Here is a 17180-nt window from a genome sequence, read left to right on the forward strand (position 1 = left end):
TTATCTTGATAAATGTAGGAGACGAACATTGGCTAAATATGAATGGTTATCCGAAATAGAAGCGATGGTAGGGCGACAATATGGTCGTATCTACGCGTGGGACAAAATTAATGAGGCCATGGTTCGACAATGGTGTGAAATCATGGGTGTTGATAATCCGTTATACACGGATGCTGAATACGCAGCAACAACTGAGCATGGACAGTTAGTTGCGCCACCCGCCATGTTGCAAGGCTGGTGTTTAGCCGGCTATGGCGATGAAATTCTCGCACCAGGTTCAACAACAGAAAACCCTTATGAAGTGCTAAAAGTCATCGAAAATCATGGTTATCCAGCCGTAGTCGCGGTTAACTCAAACCTTACGTTCGATCGTTACATTAATATGGGTGAGAAACTATATTACACGACAGTATTAGATAGCATCAGTGAAGAAAAAACCACCGCGCTTGGCACGGGCTTTTTCGTCACCTTAAAAATGACTTATTTCTCAGAGCAGGCTGATGGCCAAGATGATGAAAAAGTCGGTGACATGATGTTCCGCGTGATTAAATTCAAACCGGCGAAACAACCTGAAAAGCCAGCCGCTAAAAAAGAAGCAGCAGTGAGAAAACGACCTAAACCGGGTATCAGTGATGATAACCGTTTCTTTTGGGAAGGTTTTGAAGCTAATGAATTACGTATTCAAGAATGTAATAGCTGTAAAAAGCTACAACATCCACCAGCACCTGTTTGTATGCATTGTCATTCTTTCGACTTGGGCTACAAAGTTGCCAGTGGTAAAGGTGAATTGTATTCATTTGTGGTTATGCATTACCCGCACGTTGCCCCATTTGATAGTCCAAATCCGATCGGCCTTATTGAGCTTGAAGAAGGTGTTCGTATTCCTGCCGGTCTCATAGGACTTGAAGAAGGTGTAGCACCAAAAATTGGCCAAAAGGTACAAGTGGAATACCACACTTTTGATGGTGAGCTGACCTTGCCACAATTTAGACTTGTGTCACCTGAGGAGTCGTAATGGATTTCAAACTAACAGAAGAACAAACCGCCATTGCAGATATGGCTAAAAGTCTCTTTACCGATACTTGTACAGACGAATTTATGCGTGCCTACGACGATGCGGGTCAAGGCACTATGTCTGACTTATGGCAAGCTTGTATTGAAACGGGTCTGCAGGGGGTAATTATCCCAGAAGCACAAGGGGGGATCGATCTTGGTATGACTGAATTGAGTTTGGTCTTACAAGCCCAAGGTGGCGCATTAGGCCAAGTGCCATTATGGCGACATCAGGTAACTGCAACAGCAGTTGCTAAATTTGGCCACGGCGACTTTGAGTCAGTTGCACAAGCCGCCGCAGAAGGGACAAACTTGTTAACTTTAGCTTTTAATTTGGTAAATACCCACAGTGAAGCTAACGTTGCGGTAGAAAAAAATGATGGAGAACTAAAGCTTAACGGCCTAGTTCAGTCGGTTGCTGTCGCTGGCTTAGCTGATTATATTTTACTACCACTCACCTTAGATAACGAAGCTCGTTGGGCCTTAATCGCAAGCACTACGTCAGGTTTATCGTTAACAAAAGGGCAAATGACCCACGGTGAAGAAGTTGCAGATGTCCACTTAAATGATGTTGTTATTAACGAGTCTGCTTTGCTTAACAGCTTGGCTAATCGCTGGTTAGTACCGAGAATATTAGCCTCATTAGCTTCATTACAACTGGGTGTTAGTGCCGAGCATATTAGCAAAACAGTTGAGTATATTAGCGAACGTAAACAGTTTGGTCGCGCTATAGGCAGCTTTCAAGCAGTGCAAATGGCTATGGCTGATACCAAAATATCACTTGAGGCATTACGCAGCAGTGTATGGCAATTGTGTTTCCGCCTCGATAACGACTTAGGTTGCGAGCACGAAGCGTTAGCAACGGCATGGCAGGCATGTGAAGCTGGTCATATCATTGGCCATAAAGCACAGCATGTTCATGGCGGTTTTGGTGTCGATATTAGCTATATCATATACAGATACCTTTATTGGAGTCGTGCAATTAGCCTTAATTTGGGCGGCAGTCCCGCATTATTAGCAAAACTTGGTGATGCTTTATCTGAAAACGATAAGCTTGGCTGGAAATATGACCTGGATGAAAACTATGCAAACTAAAAACGTGCAAAATAAAACCATGCAATTCAATGACGTTAAGGTTGGCGATAAGCTGCCTGAGCAAGCTATTGCAATTACCGTAGCATTAATTTCTAACGGTGCTTTAGCAACCCGTGACTTTTTTCCGGGACATCATGATAAAGATGCAGCGATAGAGCTAGGCTCTCCTCATATTTTTATGAATATATTAACCACTAATGGCTTAGTTCAAGCTTTTGTTGAGCGATGGAGTGGCCCCGAAAGTGTGTTTAAAAATATCGACATTAAATTGGGTATGCCTAATTACCCAGGTGACACCATGACCTTTATGGGCGAAGTCACAGCAACCGATCCGCAAAACCGTACTGTTGAAGTAGGTTTAGCGGGCAAGAATCAATACGGTATGCATGTCACTGGCACCGTGCAATTGGTATTACCATAAAACTTAGGAGAGACAAGATGAATGAGTCAATTAGCGGCAAAGCTGCCATTGCAGGTCTAGGTGTCACCGAGTTTTCTAAAAACTCTGGTCGTACAGAATTACGTTTAGCGATGGAAGCAACGATCGCAGCATTAAAAGATGCGGGTATAGATCCAAGCGAAGTCGACGGTTTTAGCAGTTATTCTGTTGATAAAGTGCCGGAATATGAAATTGCCCGTTTACTCGGTTGTAAGGAAGTTAAATTTTTCTCACAAGTTCCTCATGGCGGCGGTGCTGCGTGTGGACCTATCATGCATGCAGCGATGGCTGTGGCAAGTGGTGTGGCAAAAACAGTCGTAGTATATCGTGCGATGAACGAACGCTCTTGGTATCGTTTTGGTACCGGTGATTACGGTTTTGCAGATTCACCATTTTTTGAAAACACAAATTATGGCTATTACATGCCACATGGTTTCCATACGCCTGCAAGTTGGGTCGGCATGTTCGCTCAACGTTATATGCATGAGTACGGCGCAACCTCAGAAGATTTTGGTCGAGTAGCGGTTGCCTCTCGCGACTTTGCAGCGACAAATCCAGCTGCCTTCTTTTATGAAAAGCCGATTACTTTAGCCGATCATCAAGCCTCGAAGTGGATTTGTGAGCCATTGCATTTACTGGATTGTTGTCAAGAGTCTGATGGTGCAGTTGCTATGGTTATCACTAGTGTTGAACACGCTAAAACGTTAAAGCAAAAACCAGTCATCATTAAAGCGGGTGCACAAGGTATTGCTGAAGGTCAGCAAATTATGACCTCATATTATCGTGAAGACATTACCGGTTTACCTGAGATGGATGTCGTTGCCAAAGAGTTGTACGCGCAATCAGGATTAGGTCCTGATGACTTTCAAACTGCCATTATTTATGATCATTTTACCCCGTTTGTGTTACCACAACTTGAAGCGTTTGGTTTTGCAGAGCGCGGTAAAGCAAAAGATTTTATTCGTGCTGGTCATCATGAGCGAGGTGGTAAATTGCCTATTAATACGCACGGTGGACAACTAGGTGAAGCTTATATCCATGGTATGAATGGTGTCGCAGAAGCGGTTAGACAAGTACGTGGTACTTCAGTTAATCAGGTTGACGATGTAGAAAACGTACTCGTTACTGCAGGCACTGGTGTTCCAACCAGTGGCTTGATTTTAGGCACAGAATAAGGAATGCACAATGTTCATTGATTTAACACCAGAGCAAAGGGCGCTACGTCTAGAGGTTCGTGACTATTTTTCTCAGTTAATGACCCCTGAGTTACGTCAAAAACTCAGAGGCAAAGAAGGCGGCGATAATTTCCGTAACGTTGTTCGCCAAATGGGTAAAGACGGCTGGTTAGCCGTCGGTTGGCCAAAAGAGCATGGTGGCCAAGGTTATCAAGCCACTGAACAGCTGATATTTTTTGAAGAAGCCAATATTGCTGGCGCACCATTGCCATTCGTTACTATCAGTACCGTTGGCCCCGCGTTAATGGAATATGGCACTGATTTACAAAAAGAAAAGTTTTTACCTGGTATTGCTAATGGTGAAATTCATTTTGCTATTGGCTATTCAGAACCTGATGCAGGTTCTGATTTAGCGACCCTAAAAACTAAAGCTACACTGGAAGGTGACAACTTTCTTGTCAACGGTAATAAGCTGTGGACTTCTGGTGCTGAATCGGCTGATTACATTTGGCTTGCAGCACGTACGGATCAAGAATTAGCGCGTCATAAGGGCGTTTCTATTATGATCTTAGATACAAAAAGTGAAGGTTTTAGTAGCACGGTAATCCCGACTTGTTCAAATCCAACTGCAGCGACTTATTACGACAATGTTAAAGTGCCAAAAGAAATGCTTGTGGGTGAATTGAATGGCGGCTGGAGACTTATCACTTCGCAGCTAAATCATGAGCGTTTGGGCTTAGGCTCTTGGTCAGACAAAGTTGTTGGTTTGTACCGTCGTATATACCTTTGGGCGAATACGCCTGATGAGCAAGGAAAACGTGCAACTGACAACCCTTGGGTACGCTCAGCGCTTGCAGAATGTTATGCCAAGCTTGAAGCTATGCGTTTGATTAACTTTCGTATTGCCGCCGATCTAGAAAACGGTCATATGGACATTGCCCTCGCTTCTGTAACCAAAGTGTATGGTTCTGAGTCATCCATTGAAATTCTGCGTAAGCTTATTGATATTGTTGGTGTCAATGGCATGGTTCGAGAAGACTCAGCTGCATCATTTTTAATGGGTGAGCTCGAGTATGAAGTGCGTGCATCGGTAACACTGACCTTTGGTGGTGGAACCAATGAAATACAACGTGAACTTATTGCTCAGTTTGGTATCGGCATGCCACGTGCTGTGCGTTAATAGGAGATATCAATGAGTGATTTAGATGGCTTTCGACAAGAAGTTCGCACTTGGCTAGAGGCGAATTGCCCAATATCTTTGCGCACGCCTACTCCTGATGGAGAACTCATTTGGGGCGGTAGTGACGTTAACTTTACTTTTGACGACCAACGTTTATGGTTTGATCGCATGCGCGATAAAAATTGGTTTTGTCCAACCTGGTCAACAGAATATGGTGGTGGCGGCTTAAGCTCGAAAGAAAATAGCGTGTTAGAAAGTGAAATGCGCCGACTAAAATGTCGTCCGCCACAAATTAACTTAGGTATCTGGATGCTAGGTCCTGTGCTTTTAGCACATGCTAGCGAACGGCAAAAACAACAGTTTCTTCAGCCGATGACGCGTGGAGAAGTTCGCTGGTGTCAGGGCTTTAGTGAGCCTAATGCAGGATCTGATCTTGCCAGTATTCGGACTAGTGCGGTCGACATGGGCGATCATTACCTGGTAAATGGTAGTAAAATTTGGACCTCATACGGCGATAAGTCGGACTGGATGTACGCCTTAGTTCGAACTGATCCAAAAGCGCCAAAGCATCAAGGCATTAGTTTATTACTGTTAGATATGCACAGCGAAGGTGTAAAAGCTGCACCGATTGATTTAATCAGCGGTAAGTCTTCGTTTTGTGAAGTTTTTTTCGATAATGTTCGAGTGCCAAAAGAGAATCTCATTGGCGAAATCAACGATGGTTGGAAGCTTGCAAAAGAATTGCTGCAACATGAGCGTAGCGCCATGTCTAAGTTTGGTGAGTTTCAATTGCCAACTCATTTTGATTTAATGTCGTTAATTAATGATTATATGCCTGAGCCTCGTTGTAAAAGCGAAGCCGCATTATTTGATAAAGCTGTTACCGCTGAAATGGAAGAACGAGCTTATAATTTGACGGTGCAGCGTTTAGGGCATGAAATGCAAGCGGGACAAAACTGCTTTGCCTTAATGTCGATAATGAAGCTGGTGCACACAGAACAAGAAAAAACTAAATTTGAATTATTACTTGATGCCATGGGATATCGTGCATTGGGCTGGGAAGATAATAACTTCACTGAGCAAGAACAGGCGATTAACCGTTCATGGCTAAATAGCTTCTCTCAAACCATTGCCGGTGGCTCTTCTGAAGTTCAGTTGAATGTAATAGCGAAACGAATATTACAACTACCTGAAAATAAAGGAACAAGTTGATGAGTATGGTATATAGCGAAGACGATCGCATGTTGGCCGATACGGCCGAAGAGTTTCTCGCCGCACAAAGTCCGGTGTCAGCACAAAGGGCCTTACGAGATAGTGCTGCACCGCTTAACTATGATCCAAAAATTTGGCAAAAAATGATGGAATTAGGTTGGGGCGCTATTACTTTTCCTGAAGAATTAGGCGGTTTAGACTTTGGCTATAAAGGACTTGGCGCGGTATTTGAAGCAACTGGTAAGCACCTTACCGCTGCTCCAATGCTCTCGTCCGTCGTGCTTTGTGGTTCGTTGTTACAACAGTTAGCAAATAAAGAACAACAAACATGGCTAACGGATATTATCAGCGGAGAAAAGCGGTTAGCGTTAGCCGTTGATGAGCAGGCAAGGCATCAACCAGAGAGGATTGATACCTCTGTAACCAATGATGGTGGTGGCTATATTCTCAATGGGAAGAAGGCCATGGTTATTGACGGCGTTAGCCCTGATGGCTGGATTGTCTCGGCAAAACATCAAGATGGCTGTAGTTTATTTATTGTGCCTTATAGCGAGCAAGTTAAGGTCAAACGTATTAAATTGATTGATTCTCGTAACTATGCTGAACTGAGCTTTCATGACTTGAAACTACCGGCTGAGGCTTTATTAGGCTCCGCTGGAGGCAGTGCTAAGGCGTTAGACCGTGCCTTAGATTTAGGTCGATTATGTTTGTGCAGTGAAATGCTAGGTGCTGCTAAATTATTGTTTAACATGACCATTGAATACCTAAAAGTGCGTGAACAATTTGGCGTAAAAATAGGTACATTTCAAGCGCTACAACATCGTGCAGCAAGATGTTTTGTTGAATTAGAGTTAGCTCAGTCTTGTGTTATATCGGCGCTTTCAATTGCGGATAACCCTGAAGAAAATATAGCCTCTAGTGTCAGTTTAGCGAAATGGAAACTGTCAAAAGTTGCGGATCTTATCAGTGGTGAAGCGATTCAAATGCATGGTGGTATAGGTGTCACCGATGAGTTAGATATTGGTTTATACCTAAAGCGTATCCGCGTAGCTCAGATATGCTTTGGTGATGCTGACTTTCACCAGGCTCGATTTTCATCGCTATTGGCTTGATGATTTAACCTTTCACTATCACACTAGGCGTATTAGGCTAGTTTACGGTATGACCTTCAAAAAAAGGGCGCCAATACTATTGGCGCCCTGTATCACTTAACCTTTTCGCTTTCTAGGTTTTACAACTTCGTTAGTAGTTGATGCTTTTTTTAATTTACGTTTTTCTTTTAACGTTAACACTGATTTTTTCTTTTCACTTTTAGACATGTTATCACCTAACAATAAATAATCGATTAATTGTGTGTTTTACCGGGTAAACCGAAATTCTCTGTATTTTTTCATAAACTACATTGCGCTAATAACTGAATATATTGTGAATAAGTTATTTCTAGACAAGTCTAGACTAAAAAATTTAGCGTTAATATTGCATCATTTATTTAGCACTTCAGGCTAAATAAATAGAGGCTATAAATAATAAATTTTTAGTTGCGTTTAGTTATCTTTAGTTATGTTCTGTAAAAACAGATGGGCGCAGAGAAACGCCCGTTTAAGCGGGGAATTTTAGGGCGAAGCTCCCTAAAAATAAAATATAATAAAGTACTGATATAGGTGTTTTCATATCGACCAATATAGCAGCTTAAATAATAACTTCAAGCTTATCTGAGAGGGTTTAATGAAATAAAAAAAACACTCAACAAATACTAAGGTTTCTTTAAATAATACCGTCAGTAAATTGAGTGTAAACCACTAAAATATATCTATAAAAAAGCAACTAGATTGCTTCCTTTATTCGTCAATAAGTGTGGAGATATTTATTAAGTTCATAGTAAATTTTAGTCCCAGACTTAAAGTTGATGATTATAAAATTAATAGCTAATTATCACCTATATATTCGGTCATGATTTTTTCAATTTTCTGCTCTTCTGAAAGCGTCAATAAAATTAAATTTATTTCATTTATTAGCTCGCTGTCGTTTCTAAACGCGAAACCATAGCCTTGCTTGTAATATTCAGCATTAGGAATATGAATATTTTCTGCTTTATGTTTGTTTTTATAAAACAACAATTGTGGGCGGTCAAATACCACGGCATCTACGTCTTTATTTTTTAGCTTTTCCATAGCATCAGTTAGCGTGCTCACTAATACCGTTTTGCCTTGATGCTCATCAATAAAACCAACGGCTGGCGAGCCCATTTTTGTTGCAATTTTTTTACCTGGAAACTGCTCTACTTGGGTGATTGTGGAGCTACTAAAGCCTGATAGGGTTAGAGTGCTGGCAATACCTGCAATCATCGACGTTGCGAATATTAACGAGATAATCATCCAGCAGCCGGCTACAACTCGACCTTTTAAACTTACTGGCGCCATATCGCCATAGCCTGTGGTGCTCATAGTGACAATAGCTAACCACATACCATTGGCGATACCTTTTTTTGGATCGGCTGGGAACTGTTCAGGTGAATGTTTACGCTCAGCCAGCCAAAATAACAGCCCGACTGATGCCAACAAAGATAAAAATATACAAATTGCGATTAACAACTGCATGCTAAAAAAAGGTTTTATTTTACCCCAAAAACTGGCGTTTTCATCACGAGAGGCAATGGTAAGACTAGATTGATAGTAAGGTTGGGAGAAACGAAAGTCTTTGACTCGTTCAGAGGTAATACTAATGGGTCCCGCCAGTAAATCAACTTGACCTTGCTTTAAAGCATTAAGCGCTTTATCAACTGAATCAAAATATTTATATTGGTATGTCCAATTTTTTTGTTTAGCAATTTTCTCCCAAATTGAAAGTGAGATACCTTCTAATGATTTACTGTCTGGATTGTATATAACAAATGGCTTGTCACCTGCAACAGCAACCGTTAGCGCGGTAATTTCAGCCTCTTTTTGAGCATACACAGAAAAAGACAAAGCAGCCATCAGGCTAAAAACGCACATTAGTCGTGAATAAAATTTATTTTTAAGCATAAAAACTCTTTATACAGTTTGATGTCAGTAAGTTAAGGATACACAAATTTAGAAGCTAAGTGGATGTTTAAATGTGTGAAAATAAATTTTTTAGTCAGAACAAATACTAATATAAGTCATTTACTTTATTAAACATTCTCAGTGTATTTTCTTTTGCCAATTTCATGGATGAAATTTATCCATGCAGAGAAAAATATTCAATAAATAACATAATAGTTGGCTATTTTAACCGCTTTAAATGAGCAAATAATGAGTATATTGGCTTTACTTACCGTTAATCAATCTAGTCTCAATAAATAATGATTTTCGCACTTAATTAACAGCCGGAGAAATAAAAACCTCTGCTCATCATATTGTGAACTATATTGGTAACAATGCTTTTTTAACCGTGAAGAAAACGCTGTGTTGAATGGTTAGCTTAAAGTGTACGGTTTTGCTATTTAAATTTTGTTCCCTCAATATAATTATCTTAATATTTCAAAACCATAATATTTTTATCCAGGCACCAAAACGCTATTTCCCAATCGCTAGTTTTAATATAAAGCTATCTAATTAAGCGCTAGACAAGGTTTAAAAGCTTATGAATGATACAGAAAAGAACAGGCTCAATACTTTCTGTAGGCATTGATCTAAGTATGCTCAGATGAAATATGCAAAAGTAACAGGAGGTCCAATGAATAAATATAGATGTCCCTATTGTGATCAGCAATCGGTTAGTTTGCTGAGAAAATTAATTTTAAGCCCTATCGTTAGTTATGACTGCTCTGCATGTTATGAGCCTATTTCTGTGCCGTTTAAGTCAACATTGTTAGTGGTGCCTTCACTTTTAATTTTATTCTTTGGCGCCAATTACTTCAGTCTTAGGGGCGTTCTAACTATGTTGACATTAAGTTTAATTTTAACTGCTTACTTACATGTCAAATTTGTTCCTTTAACCAAAGCTAAGCTGTAATTCACCTATCACGTGCCAGCAAAGGTGTCGTGAAGCTAGCACGTTATTTGGCAATTGAATAAGGTATAGTCGGTAAATTTTGAGTAATTAAATAATTATTATCCAACGGCTTTGGTGTTACATTATTGCTTGCTATATTAGGTTAAGAGCGCTAAGAAATTAAAGTGTTGTGTATAACTTTATTATGACGTTATAAGGATTTAACTATTTATTTCGCAGCGATTAAAAATAGATGAATAAACTACAGATTATTAACCATTTACTTGGCGTTTATTAACGTCTTATGGCTCATTCAGGTGGTTCACCTAAATACAATTAGCTGGTCGACATACTGGAAAAGAAACTCCTAAAAGTGTCGCAATGGAGTATTTTGATCCTAGAGTAAAAGATAACGTGGAATTAACAAGAACAGATGATTTTTCGCTACTTTCTACATTTTAGTCAACAATTCTTGTCTGTTACACGGGTGCAGACCAATACAGGATTATTATTCACCGATGAAATTAAAAATTAATGTTATTGATGCCTTTGCAGAAGCGACTTTTAAAGGTAACCCTGCTGCGGTAATTATCACCGAACAGTGGCTTCCTAGAGAACTGATGCAAGCTATTGCCATAGAGAACAACCTTTCTGAAACGGCATTTGTGAAAAAAATTGCTCAACAGCATTATGAAATTCGATGGTTTTCACCGATAACTGAAATTGACTTTTGTGGACATGCCACGTTAGCCGCTTCTTTTGTTATCTTTGCCCAAGAAAATTCCAGTATTAAAGAAATTAATTTCTTTGCCAAAGCCGTCGGCGATTTAACGGTGGTAGAAAAAAGTAATGGCTATATTCAAATGAGCTTTCCAAATAAACTACCTGAAATAGTTCAAGATATTCCTGCTGCTTTACTCAATGGCTTATCGATAACACCAGCACATGTTTTATTGAATAACCAAGCATATTTTGCTGTCTACGAACACGAAAACGAGGTACTGAACGTTGAGCAAAACAGTGAGTTAATAAAGCAACTTGCCCCTTATGATGTTGTGGTGACGGCCCCAGCAAGTGAATATGACTTTATATCTCGTTATTTTTGGCCTGCAAACGGTGGAGAGGAAGACCCAGTAACGGGCTCTATTCACGCAGGATTAGCACCGTATTGGGCTGAAAAACTCAATAAACATGAACTTGTTGCTTACCAAGCTTCTAAACGAGGTGGTAAATTAATGTGCTGTGTTGAAGGTGATAAGGTGTATATTTCTGGCAAAGCTATTCAGTATCTAGCAGGTACAATACAGGTTTAGTTGCCTATACCGGCTTTATTGCTTTAGTTATATTAGTAGTGTTTTTTGTCTTAGCTCAGTCGAGAGCCCATATATATTGCGTTTCTATTAGAGCTGGCCGGCACTACATTTTGGTTTGTTAACACTAGGCGACTATGTCGTCGTTTAGCATGCACCCGTCGGTTTAATGAGCTGATATTTAGTGTTTGAATGCGCTTTAATGCTAGCGCATTCATTTTGATTGATTTAAGACTCACTCATAATCAGCTTTATGGTCTCTAAACCTTTTCGTAAGCTGCTTTCATCAGTGGCGTAGTTGATGCGAATACACTCATGTTTATGTGCCCAGTTGTCTTCAATACCAATGAAAAAGTTGTGCCCAGGAATAATATAAACGTCTTTTTCTTTCAAACGTTGATACAGTGTTTCCGCACTTATTTTGGCATCTTTAAACCACAGCCACATAAAAAATGCGCCTTCTACCTTGTGCAAGTAAACTGGCATATCAGCAAAAACTTCGTTGAAAAGAGCAATCGCCGTGTACGATTTATCACGGTAATAAGGCTTAACGACATTTCTACACAGTTTGAGTAACTCTTTATCTTTTATCATTCGCGTCAGCAACGTTGGACCTAAGCTGTTAGGTGTTAAAATCATGCTGCCGTTGATACGACCAAGGGCTTGTACAATATCTTTATTGGCGATGACAATACCGGTGCGTAAGCCGGCTAAACCTAATTTTGATAAAGACATACACAAAATAATATTAGAATGCCAAGTCAGGGTAGCATCGGTGTAAATGCAGCCAGGAAAAGGGTGTCCATAGGCGTTGTCGACAATGAGTGGAATGTTATATTGCTGGGCTAGGGTATCGAGTTGCTTTAACTCTTGGTCGGTGATGACGTTGCCTGTTGGGTTTGTTGGCCTTGATACACAAATTGCACCAATTGAGTGATCTGATTTTAATTTTTCAGCTACGGCGGCAAAATTAACCACATACTTGAACTGTTTTGATTGGTTTTCAGTGTCTAAAATCTCTATATCAGGTTTAATGGCGATAAACATATCTTCCGACAAACCTTGATCAGCATAACCGACATACTCAGGAGCTAAAGGAAAAAGAATTTTCTTATGGCTACCATCAGGCATTTCACCCGCAAATAAATTGAACAAGACAAAGAAATTCGCTTGGCTACCGTTGCTTAAGGAAATGTTGTTTTCATCGATATCCCAAGCGTAATTCTCATTGAGTTTGTTTGCCAGTACGACGCGAAACTCCTCGTTGCCTTGAGGGTGATCGTAAAGCCCAATAACCTTATCAACTTGTGCACTGCTAACAAGTTGCTGTAACTCGTTAACAAACACTTCATTTACCTCGGGAATAACCGCAGGGTTACCACCACCAAGCATAATTATATCAGGGTTCTTGCTATTTTTTGCGTTACCCAAATCTTCCATAAGTTGGCTGATACCATTAGGGCGTGTAAATTTAGAGCCGAATTTTGTTAAGTTCATAATACTGACAAGATTGAATGATAATAGGACTTAATTATATCTGAAATAAATTGAAACTGCTTGGGCAAAAAAGCTAATATTGGCCAAGGAACTTCGCTCGATGTATGGTGTAGTAACCAGGTGGTTTAATTGTGTTCAGATTAATAAAATCTGCAGTATTGTCACCATAATTTATTCAAGTTTTATTGTTGCAAAATATATGAACTTTCAGTTTACCCGTTAATTTTTATCAAGGTTATAAAAGAAAATGATCGATACTCAAGCTATTAACAAAATGCAAAGTACGTTAGTAGGCGGACAGCCTGTGTGGTTATTCGGTTATGGTTCACTTATTTATAAAGTCGACTTTGATTATTTAGCTTGCAAACCGGCCCGAATAGCTAATTGGACTCGCCGTTTTTGGCAGGGCTCTCATGATCATCGTGGTACACCTGAAGCGCCGGGTCGCGTGGCTACTTTAGTTGAGGAGCCTAATGCTAGTTGTATCGGCATGGCGTATAAGGTGAGTCCCGAGGTTTTTGAGCATCTTGATCACCGTGAAAAAAATGGTTATTTACGCCTGACAACGCAACTGCATTTTTCAGATGGTAGCGAAGCTGAAGGCCTGGTATATATTGCAACAGAAGATAATGTTGCTTTTTTAGGACCAGCAAGTGAAGCCGATATTGCTAAACATATCGCGAATTCGAAAGGACCAAGCGGCCCCAATGATGAATATTTACTCGAGTTAGCTAAAGCCTTGCGCGAACTGAACGCACAAGATGACCATGTTTTTACTATTGAACAGCATTTGCTTGCTTTGTCGTCTTAAACAGGAGCTAAATCACTGAGCCTGCCGTTACCGTCATTGTAAAGACCAGTTAAATTTAGGAATTTAAACTGATAAAGGGATCTAGTAACACTAAACCCCTTTTATTTTTAACTGTGAAAGCTAGTAGTCAATTAATCAACTTGGTATCAGTTACTTTTATAAGTCTACGCGCACGAATTAGCACTCTAAACCCGCTCGGTAACCAGAGTTCAACGCGCCTTCTATGTAGTTCACTTCATTGCTATCACCAATAACTTTGACATTCAGGCCAGCGGCAATTAAAGCGTTTGCCAAGCTCCTGTCTGCAGCAATACCCGTTGCCATTATTACCGTATCCGCCGAGGTGCTTTGTGCTTCTTCGTTGACTTGATAGTGCACTGCTTGTTCATCAATGTTTGTTACTTGTGCTTCTTTGATTAAGTCTACACCTAAATCTTTTAGATGATCTAGCACGCGCCAACGTCTCACAATACTCAGTTCAATACCTAAATCTCGACTTGCTTCTAGCACAGTGACTTCACGGCCACGTTCAGCTAAAAATTCTGCTAATTCTAAGCCGACTAAGCCACCGCCAACGATAGTGACGCGTTTTCCTAGCGGCATCCATAGATGTGATAATCGTTGAAGGGTACTTATTTGCTTAGTTAAACCCAGTAAATTACCTGTACCCACCATTAAACGTTGCACGGGTCCAAGTTGCGCGCGTGTGCTCGGGCTGACTTCACCGGTTAGCAGTTGTCGTAATTGCTCGCCAGACCAAACATGGCTCAACGAAGCACCTTCAATATCAGGCATCTCTCTACTTGCGCCTGTGGCCACAAATACTTCATCTGCGTTCATTGACTGAAGTAATTCAGCTGTGGCTATTGTGTTCAGTTTTACCTCAACTTTAGCTTGTGCCAACTCTTGGAGTTGATAATCGAGCAACTTGCCATTTTCTGGATAAGCAAGGGCGGCAAAAAATAAAGTGCCGCCTAAGCGTTTACTGCGTTCTAACAAGGTAACCTGATGGCCTCGTTGACTTGCTGTTACTGCCGCTTCTATACCTGATGGACCGCCACCAATAATGACAATATGTTTGGCTTTATCGGTCATGATGACTTTTAATTCAAACTCTTTACCTGTTCTTGGATTCGCGGCACATTTAACGCGCTGATTAATAAATACTTGGCTAACGCAAACATAACAGTAAATACATGGACGGATATTGACTTCGCGATCAGCCATGAGCTTATTAGGCAGTTCGGGATCGGCCAATAACTTGCGGCCCATGGCAACAAAGTCACATTTGCCAGTAGCAATGGCGTCATTAGCAACATCGGGTTCGAGCCTGCCAACGGCAATTACCGGAATGGAGACCGCTTTGCTTACTGCTTCGGCCCAGTCTAGGAAACCAGCGGGTTGGTGAACTAAAGGCGCTTGGGTAAAATCAGAGCCGCGAGTTAAATTAGCGTAGGCTGAAACACTGACGGCATTAAGGCCCGCTTTTTCTACCATTTGAGAGACTGCAATACAGTCGTCAATGGTAATACCACCTTCAGCATTAATCTCTTGTGCATCAAGGCGAAGCCAAACAGGAAATTCTTGACCAACTCTTTCGCGTATAGCAGCGACAACTTCAAGTAAAAGTCTAGCGCGGTTTTCAAGGCTACCACCATACTCATCTTCACGCTTGTTGTAATAATTTGATAAGAACCCGGCCAAAATATAAGAATGAGCTGCATGTAACTCAATACCGTCAAAGCCTGCTTGTTGAGAACGCTTAGCAGCAGCGGCAAACCATTCAACCATTTGCGCGATATCGGCCTTATCCATGACTCTAATTTTTATTGGCTTGTCTTGTGCTGGTCGAACAAAAGTACTTAACTCTTTGTTAGTTATCGCTTGCATGATGTCATTTTTCGGCGGAGCAGGTGGCATTGAGGGTACCCAAAGCTCACGGCCTTCTGCGAGGTCACGTACCGCGGTTTTACCGGCATGTTGTAGTTGCACGGAAATTTTTGCACCATGGGCATGTACTCTGTCGGTCAATGCTTTTAACCCAGGAATAAACTCGTCTTTTGATATGCCTACCTGATACGGCTCAGCAGTACCTGCTGGAAATGCAATCGCGATTGAGCCCATAGTGATCAGGCCAACGCCTCCCTTTGCTCGCGCTTCATAAAAAGCTTGAATTCGCTCACTACAATGGCCATCTTCATCGGCAAGATTTGAGCCCATCGGAGCCATAATAATTCGGTTACGTAGCGTGAGCCCGCCAATCTTTCCTGGCTTAAGTAAATGCTGATAATCTGACATAGCTTACAACCCTTTATTCTGCTTGATATATAATTGTATGATGTGCTGTTTTAGCCGTTTTGTAAAAAATCAAGACAACTGCTGTTAAATAATCGCAGATGTTCAACTTGCACCCAATGACCACAACGGTTGAGCATGATAAATCTGGCGGTTGGCACATTATCTAGAAATTTATGCATACCTTCATGGGGATTAAACTTGTCATTAGTGCCCCAAAAGCCTAAAACCGGGCACTGTAATTCAGCTAAGCGTTCGGTCATGTTGGGTACTAACATAGTACTAAATAAGTTCGACGGTTGGGTGACTGCAACGGCAGCGCGTTCTGCTAATATATCTTCGGAAAGGGCTGATGAGTCAAACAGTTGTAATGTCATTACTTCACGCATTTGTTCTACACCCATTGGTCCTCGGGCGAAAACTTCGACCATACGTTGAATACCTTCCATGTCAAAATAGGTTTCGCGTTCTTCAACACCACCAGGTGCCATTAAAATTAAGCGTTCAACTGTATCTGGGTAATCCAGAGCTTGACCTAAAGCAATTGCACCACCCAAAGAGTTACCTAATAATGTTACTTTTGATAAGCTAAGGCCTGAAATTAAGCCATTTAATGCTGTAACGAAGAAGGCGAGGTCGTAGTTTACATCGTCTGGTTTGTCTGAACGGCCAAAACCGGGTAAATCAAGAATAATGTTACGATAGCCAGCTGCTGCAAACTCAGGATAATTACCTTTAAAATTACTAAAACCACTGGCACCAGGGCCGCTACCATGCAGCCATATAACAACAGGGCCTTCACCTTCTTCAAGGTAGTGTAATGTAAGACCGCTATCTAAGGTAATAAAGTGTCCAAGTGGTAGCGGTAGATCCTGCGCTTGCTCTGGGGTGTTTTTAGATTGATTCAAAATTATTTCTCCTACTTATACCACTAGGTATTTATCTAACCAGCAAGCAGTGAAACTATCACAACCTGCGCGAATTTATATTATTTTCCAATTCGAGCTTGCGGTGTAAACGTTTAGCTAACATCGTCCATTTAGACCACCATAGTGCTTTCTATAATTAGTCTTGTTGGACGATGTCGCGTTTACGCACATATCTCAATATAGGTTAATCATTAATATTGGTAGCGCTGCAGATATTGCTCTGGACTTGC

The 17180-nt window shown here is 40.9% G+C and carries 13 protein-coding genes; 9 read left to right on the top strand and 4 right to left on the bottom strand.

All coding sequences use genetic code 11. The features are described from left to right. Window positions 1–28: 28 nt before the first annotated feature. From B5D82_RS11040 to B5D82_RS11070, 7 genes are read left to right on the top strand one after another with little or no spacing between them, the layout of a single operon-like run. Complete coding sequence (locus B5D82_RS11040) at window positions 29–1015, top strand: OB-fold domain-containing protein (RefSeq protein ID WP_216628987.1); 987 nt, start codon at window positions 29–31, stop codon at window positions 1013–1015. Further along, window positions 1015–2148: an acyl-CoA dehydrogenase family protein gene (locus B5D82_RS11045; RefSeq protein ID WP_081151543.1), complete on the top strand. Its 1134-nt coding sequence runs from the start codon at window positions 1015–1017 to the stop codon at window positions 2146–2148. The genes B5D82_RS11040 and B5D82_RS11045 overlap by 1 nt, the downstream gene beginning before the upstream one ends. Then, window positions 2138–2569 (top strand): MaoC family dehydratase, encoded by a 432-nt coding sequence (locus B5D82_RS11050; RefSeq protein ID WP_094122872.1) that lies wholly within the window; start codon window positions 2138–2140, stop codon window positions 2567–2569. The genes B5D82_RS11045 and B5D82_RS11050 overlap by 11 nt, the downstream gene beginning before the upstream one ends. 17 nt (window positions 2570–2586) lie before the next feature. Beyond that, on the top strand, window positions 2587–3762 hold the full coding sequence (locus B5D82_RS11055; RefSeq protein ID WP_081151546.1) for a lipid-transfer protein: 1176 nt from the start codon (window positions 2587–2589) through the stop codon (window positions 3760–3762). Window positions 3763–3772: 10 nt separating this feature from the next. Continuing rightward, on the top strand, window positions 3773–4942 hold the full coding sequence (locus tag B5D82_RS11060) for an acyl-CoA dehydrogenase family protein (RefSeq protein ID WP_081151548.1): 1170 nt from the start codon (window positions 3773–3775) through the stop codon (window positions 4940–4942). Between the two features lie 12 nt (window positions 4943–4954). Further along, window positions 4955–6154 carry an acyl-CoA dehydrogenase family protein gene (locus B5D82_RS11065; protein WP_081151549.1) on the top strand — a complete coding sequence of 400 codons (1200 nt, stop codon included), beginning with the start codon at window positions 4955–4957 and terminating at the stop codon, window positions 6152–6154. Further along, window positions 6154–7266: an acyl-CoA dehydrogenase family protein gene (locus tag B5D82_RS11070; protein ID WP_081151551.1), complete on the top strand. Its 1113-nt coding sequence runs from the start codon at window positions 6154–6156 to the stop codon at window positions 7264–7266. The genes B5D82_RS11065 and B5D82_RS11070 overlap by 1 nt, the downstream gene beginning before the upstream one ends. An 813-nt stretch (window positions 7267–8079) precedes the next feature. On the opposite strand, the gene B5D82_RS11075 is transcribed toward B5D82_RS11070, so the two are convergent. Continuing rightward, the gene (locus tag B5D82_RS11075; RefSeq protein WP_245807457.1) at window positions 8080–9177 is read right to left on the bottom strand and encodes a transporter substrate-binding domain-containing protein; all 1098 of its coding nucleotides are present in this window, start codon (window positions 9175–9177) and stop codon (window positions 8080–8082) included. A gap of 1449 nt (window positions 9178–10626) precedes the next feature. Between B5D82_RS11075 and B5D82_RS11085 the strand changes: the two genes are divergently transcribed. Further along, a complete protein-coding gene (locus B5D82_RS11085) occupies window positions 10627–11421 on the top strand; it encodes a PhzF family phenazine biosynthesis protein (RefSeq protein ID WP_081151554.1) in 795 nt (264 codons plus the stop codon). A gap of 225 nt (window positions 11422–11646) precedes the next feature. On the opposite strand, the gene B5D82_RS11090 is transcribed toward B5D82_RS11085, so the two are convergent. Further along, window positions 11647–12915, bottom strand: coding sequence for a valine--pyruvate transaminase (locus B5D82_RS11090; protein WP_081151556.1), 1269 nt, complete (start codon window positions 12913–12915; stop codon window positions 11647–11649). Between the two features lie 247 nt (window positions 12916–13162). Between B5D82_RS11090 and B5D82_RS11095 the strand changes: the two genes are divergently transcribed. Further along, window positions 13163–13726 carry a gamma-glutamylcyclotransferase gene (locus tag B5D82_RS11095; protein ID WP_081151557.1) on the top strand — a complete coding sequence of 188 codons (564 nt, stop codon included), beginning with the start codon at window positions 13163–13165 and terminating at the stop codon, window positions 13724–13726. 177 nt (window positions 13727–13903) lie between these two features. Here B5D82_RS11095 and B5D82_RS11100 read toward each other — a convergent pair whose 3' ends face one another. Together B5D82_RS11100 and B5D82_RS11105 are read right to left on the bottom strand one after the other, a co-directional pair. Then, window positions 13904–16024, bottom strand: a complete 2121-nt coding sequence (locus B5D82_RS11100) for an NAD(P)/FAD-dependent oxidoreductase (RefSeq protein WP_081151558.1) — start codon at window positions 16022–16024, stop codon at window positions 13904–13906. A gap of 50 nt (window positions 16025–16074) precedes the next feature. Then, a complete protein-coding gene (locus B5D82_RS11105) occupies window positions 16075–16929 on the bottom strand; it encodes an alpha/beta fold hydrolase (RefSeq protein WP_081151560.1) in 855 nt (284 codons plus the stop codon). Between the last annotated feature and the right edge of the window lie 251 nt (window positions 16930–17180).

The sequence above is a fragment of the Cognaticolwellia beringensis genome (genome assembly GCF_002076895.1).
Lineage (GTDB): Bacteria > Pseudomonadota > Gammaproteobacteria > Enterobacterales > Alteromonadaceae > Cognaticolwellia > Cognaticolwellia beringensis.

Excerpts from the sequence above, each read along its gene's own strand:
- B5D82_RS11090 (WP_081151556.1), bottom strand. The coding sequence starts at position 12,915 with ATGAACTTAACAAAATTCGGCTCTAAATTTACACGCCCTAATGGTATC.
- B5D82_RS11055 (WP_081151546.1), top strand. The coding sequence starts at position 2,587 with ATGAATGAGTCAATTAGCGGCAAAGCTGCCATTGCAGGTCTAGGTGTC.
- B5D82_RS11085 (WP_081151554.1), top strand. The coding sequence starts at position 10,627 with ATGAAATTAAAAATTAATGTTATTGATGCCTTTGCAGAAGCGACTTTT.
- B5D82_RS11065 (WP_081151549.1), top strand. The coding sequence starts at position 4,955 with ATGAGTGATTTAGATGGCTTTCGACAAGAAGTTCGCACTTGGCTAGAG.
- B5D82_RS11075 (WP_245807457.1), bottom strand. The coding sequence starts at position 9,177 with ATGCTTAAAAATAAATTTTATTCACGACTAATGTGCGTTTTTAGCCTG.
- B5D82_RS11070 (WP_081151551.1), top strand. The coding sequence starts at position 6,154 with ATGAGTATGGTATATAGCGAAGACGATCGCATGTTGGCCGATACGGCC.
- B5D82_RS11045 (WP_081151543.1), top strand. The coding sequence starts at position 1,015 with ATGGATTTCAAACTAACAGAAGAACAAACCGCCATTGCAGATATGGCT.
- B5D82_RS11095 (WP_081151557.1), top strand. The coding sequence starts at position 13,163 with ATGATCGATACTCAAGCTATTAACAAAATGCAAAGTACGTTAGTAGGC.
- B5D82_RS11100 (WP_081151558.1), bottom strand. The coding sequence starts at position 16,024 with ATGTCAGATTATCAGCATTTACTTAAGCCAGGAAAGATTGGCGGGCTC.
- B5D82_RS11050 (WP_094122872.1), top strand. The coding sequence starts at position 2,138 with ATGCAAACTAAAAACGTGCAAAATAAAACCATGCAATTCAATGACGTT.
- B5D82_RS11060 (WP_081151548.1), top strand. The coding sequence starts at position 3,773 with ATGTTCATTGATTTAACACCAGAGCAAAGGGCGCTACGTCTAGAGGTT.